General features: G+C 63.6%; 4 protein-coding genes and 3 tRNA genes. All 7 read left to right on the top strand.

Annotated features, from left to right (window positions below):
- The first annotated feature begins 282 nt into the window (after window positions 1-282).
- On the top strand, window positions 283-1,227 hold the full coding sequence (gene birA / locus RN02_RS29505; protein WP_043318886.1) for a bifunctional biotin--[acetyl-CoA-carboxylase] ligase/biotin operon repressor BirA: 945 nt from the start codon (window positions 283-285) through the stop codon (window positions 1,225-1,227).
- Window positions 1,217-1,966, top strand: coding sequence for a pantothenate kinase (locus tag RN02_RS29500; protein ID WP_043318883.1), 750 nt, complete (start codon window positions 1,217-1,219; stop codon window positions 1,964-1,966). Before birA ends, RN02_RS29500 begins: the two co-directional genes overlap by 11 nt.
- A gap of 8 nt (window positions 1,967-1,974) precedes the next feature.
- Window positions 1,975-2,658, top strand: a complete 684-nt coding sequence (locus RN02_RS29495) for an SPOR domain-containing protein (RefSeq protein ID WP_043318881.1) — start codon at window positions 1,975-1,977, stop codon at window positions 2,656-2,658.
- Between the two features lie 140 nt (window positions 2,659-2,798).
- Window positions 2,799-2,883, top strand: a tRNA-Tyr gene (locus RN02_RS29490).
- Window positions 2,884-2,908: 25 nt separating this feature from the next.
- A tRNA-Gly gene (locus RN02_RS29485) sits at window positions 2,909-2,982 on the top strand.
- 18 nt (window positions 2,983-3,000) lie between these two features.
- Window positions 3,001-3,076, top strand: a tRNA-Thr gene (locus RN02_RS29480).
- Window positions 3,077-3,159: 83 nt separating this feature from the next.
- Window positions 3,160-3,935: elongation factor Tu (locus RN02_RS29475; RefSeq protein WP_043312460.1), on the top strand; the 776-nt coding region annotated here is incomplete at its 3' end.

Here is a 3,935-nt window from a genome sequence, read left to right as displayed (position 1 = left end):
TTCGCTCAACGCCATCCTACGCGTCCCGCCGACGCCACCATCCTATGCGGGACCTGCACCCGTAGGAGCGGACCTTGTCCGCGATAGCCGGCGGTCCCGGCGCGATTCGCGGATGAGATCCGCTCCTACGCCGCCCCACCCGTGGCGTTCCCCTGTAGGAGCGCGCCCTGCGCGCGAATCGCGGGCTACAAAGGCATCTCCTGTCATTTCGCTCGCCGCTACTGCATAGGCAAGCGGAAAGCGCCTCTATATCATGCGTGCCTTATTGTGGCGGGACGCGATATGCAGACATTGCTGAAACTACTGGGCGATGGACGATTCCATTCCGGCGAGGAGCTGGGGGCGGCGCTGGGTGTCAGCCGTAGTGCCGTCTGGAAACGCCTGCAGGGCCTGGAGAGCGAGTTCGGGCTGGAGGTGCAATCCGTGCGCGGCCGTGGCTATCGCCTGGCCGAGCCGTTGGTGGCCATCGATCCGCAACAGGTCCGGGCGCCCTGGCCTCTGGACGTGCTGTTCTCGGTCGATTCGACCAATGCCGAAGTCATGCGCCGCCTGGATGCCGGCGCCGCCACGCCCTTCGCCGTGGTGGCCGAGCGGCAGACGGCGGGAAGGGGGCGGCGCGGGCGCGCCTGGGTGAGTCCGTTCGGCGCCAACCTCTATTGCACCCTGGGCATCTCCGTGAGGGGAGGGCCCAAGGAGCTGGAAGGGCTGAGTCTGGTCGTCGGCCTTGCCGTGGTACGCGCCATCCAGTCGCTCGGCATCGCCGGTGTCGGCCTGAAGTGGCCGAACGACATTCTGCTCGATGGCAAGAAGCTGGCCGGCATTCTCCTGGAGTTGACCGGCGACCCTGCAGACCTGTGCAGCGTGGCCATTGGCATAGGCATCAATGTGAACATGCGTGCCGCGGAAGGCATCGACCAGCCCTGGACGTCCTTGCGCGAAGCTGCGGGGCGCCCGGTGGATCGCAACGAACTGCTCGCCGCGCTGAGCCGGGAATTGGAGTGGCACCTGGCCCGTCATCGCGAGCAGGGCTTTGCGGCCAGCCAGCGGGAGTGGGAGTCCTTCCACCTGTGGCAGGGGCGCGAAGTCGTGCTTTCGACCGCGGCCAAGCACATCGTCGGCCGCGCCTTGGGGATCGACGAGCAGGGGGCGTTGCGCCTCGAGGTCGATGGCGTGGAAAGCCGCTTCAGCGGGGGCGAGTTGAGTCTGAGGTTGTCTGATGATTCTTGAACTGGACTGTGGCAATAGCCTGATCAAATGGCGGGTGATCCGCTCCGCCGGGTTGGCGGCCGTTGCCTCCGGCGTCGCGGATTCCGATGCTGCGCTGCTCGAGCGGCTGCGCGGCTGCGAGGGGCTCGCGCTTCGTCATTGCCGTCTGGTCAGCGTGCGCAGCGAACAGGAAACGGCGTCGCTCGTGCAGGCGTTGAGCGAGGCTTTCGGCATAGGCGCGAGCATCGCGCAGCCGGCCGAGGTCCTGGCCGGTGTCCGCAATGGCTATCGCGACTACCAGCGCCTCGGCCTGGATCGCTGGGTGGCTCTGGTGGCTGGCTACAAGCTGGCGGGTGGTGCGTGCCTGGTGCTCGACCTGGGCACCGCGGTGACCTCCGACCTGGTGGACGCCGCCGGGCAGCACCTGGGGGGCTATATCTGCCCGGGCATGCCGTTGATGCGCAGCCAACTGCGCACCCATACCCGGCGTATCCGTTACGACGACGCGGCGGCTCGCGAAGCCTTGCAGGGGCTCTCGCCGGGGCGCGAGACCGCGGAAGCGGTGGAGCGGGGCTGCCTGTTGATGCTGCGCGGTTTCGTGCGCGAGCAATATCAGTTGGCCTGCGAGCTGCTCGGCGGCGACTGCGCCGTGTTCCTCACCGGCGGAGATGCCGAGCTGGTCAGGGATGAGCTGCCCCAGGCGCGAATCCTTCCCGACCTGGTCTTTACCGGCCTGGCCATCGCCTGCCCGCTGGAGTAATACCCCTCATGCGTTGGTTCTTTCTGTTCCTCCTGGTGCTGAACGCCTTCTACTTCATCTGGCATCAGCAGCAGACGCCCTTGCGGGCGAAAGAAATCGCGCCCCTGAGCCTGTACCGCGGCGAGCAGAAGAACATTCGCCTGCTCAGCGAGTCGCCGGAGTCCGCGCAGCGGCGTCAGTCGGAGATGGCCGGGGCGCCGCCGGCGCAGGAGAGCGCATGCCTCTATTTCGGTCCCTTCTCCGACGAGAACCGGGCCAAGGCGCTCGAGCAGCGCCTCACCAGTCTCGACGTGCATGTGAGCCGGCAGAAGATCGACGCCGCCGCCGGAACCGACTACTGGGTCTACCTGCCGCCGTTGGCCTCGCGCCAGGCTTCGCTCTGGCAACTGCGTGAGCTGCAGGCGCGCAAGATCGATAGCTACATCATCACCGAGGGCGACCTCGCCGATGGCATTTCCCTGGGGATCTTCCAGAACGAGGATTCGGCCAACGCGGTCGTCGAGCGCCTGAAGACCGCCGGGTACGATGCCCTGGTGCGGGAGCTGGGGCGCAATCGTCATGATTTCTGGGTGCAGATCGCTCCCGAGAGCCGGCGCCTGGCGGACGATAGCCTGCTGCGCCAACTGCTCGTGGACTTCCCGGAATTGCAAAGGCAAACAATGCCATGCAAAAGCGTTGCAACCGCCGAATAGTTTGCATAGAATGGCGCCCGCTTCGTAGGGGGGACCTGAAAGGGGAATTTCACGAAGTCGTTGTCGAAGAGCTAAGCTCAAGTTTTTAAAGAAAAAACTGTTGACAACGCGGTGGCAGGCTGTAGAATGCCGCCTCACTCGGAGGGGTTCCCGAGCGGCCAAAGGGATCAGACTGTAAATCTGACGTCTCAGACTTCGAAGGTTCGAATCCTTCCCCCTCCACCAGTTTCAAGCGTGAGCGTCAGGCTCCGCGGGTATAGTTCAGTGGTAGAACCTCAGCCTTCCAAGCTGATGATGCGGGTTCGATTCCCGCTACCCGCTCCAGACTTGCTGCTTATGTTTGCTCATGTAGCTCAGCTGGTAGAGCACACCCTTGGTAAGGGTGAGGTCAGCGGTTCAAATCCGCTCATGAGCTCCACTTAACAAAGGCAGATATGAAAGTATCTGCCTTTGTTTTATCGGTGATACGGCTTTCTCAATTCCTAGTGGGAGACGGTCAAAATGGCTAAAGAGAAGTTTGAACGTAACAAACCGCACGTCAACGTTGGCACCATCGGCCACGTCGACCACGGTAAGACCACTCTGACCGCTGCTCTGACCAAGGTCTGCTCCGAGACCTGGGGTGGCTCCGCTCGCGCCTTCGACCAGATCGACAACGCGCCGGAAGAGAAAGCCCGTGGTATCACCATCAACACTTCGCACGTCGAATACGACTCGCCGGTACGCCACTACGCTCACGTAGACTGCCCGGGCCACGCCGACTACGTGAAGAACATGATCACCGGTGCTGCCCAGATGGACGGCGCGATCCTGGTTTGCTCGGCTGCCGACGGCCCCATGCCGCAGACCCGCGAGCACATCCTGCTGTCCCGTCAGGTAGGCGTTCCCTACATCGTCGTGTTCCTGAACAAGGCCGACATGGTTGACGACGCCGAGCTGCTGGAACTGGTCGAGATGGAAGTTCGCGACCTGCTGAACACCTACGACTTCCCGGGCGACGACACTCCGATCGTGATCGGTTCCGCGCTGATGGCCCTGAACGGCCAGGACGACAACGAGATGGGCGTTTCCGCCGTGCGCAAGCTGGTGGAAACCCTGGACTCCTACATCCCCGAGCCGGTTCGTGCCATCGATCAGCCGTTCCTGATGCCGATCGAAGACGTGTTCTCGATCTCCGGCCGCGGCACCGTGGTAACCGGTCGTGTCGAGCGCGGTATCGTCAAGGTCCAGGAAGAAGTGGAAATCGTCGGCATCCGTCCGACCACCAAGACCACCTG

Origin of the sequence: Pseudomonas sp. PI1 (assembly GCF_000812405.1) — a bacterium.
GTDB classification, from domain to species: Bacteria; Pseudomonadota; Gammaproteobacteria; order Pseudomonadales; family Pseudomonadaceae; genus Pseudomonas; species Pseudomonas citronellolis.
Note: the sequence above shows the minus strand (reverse complement) of the source record. Positions and strands in the feature narration are given on the sequence as shown.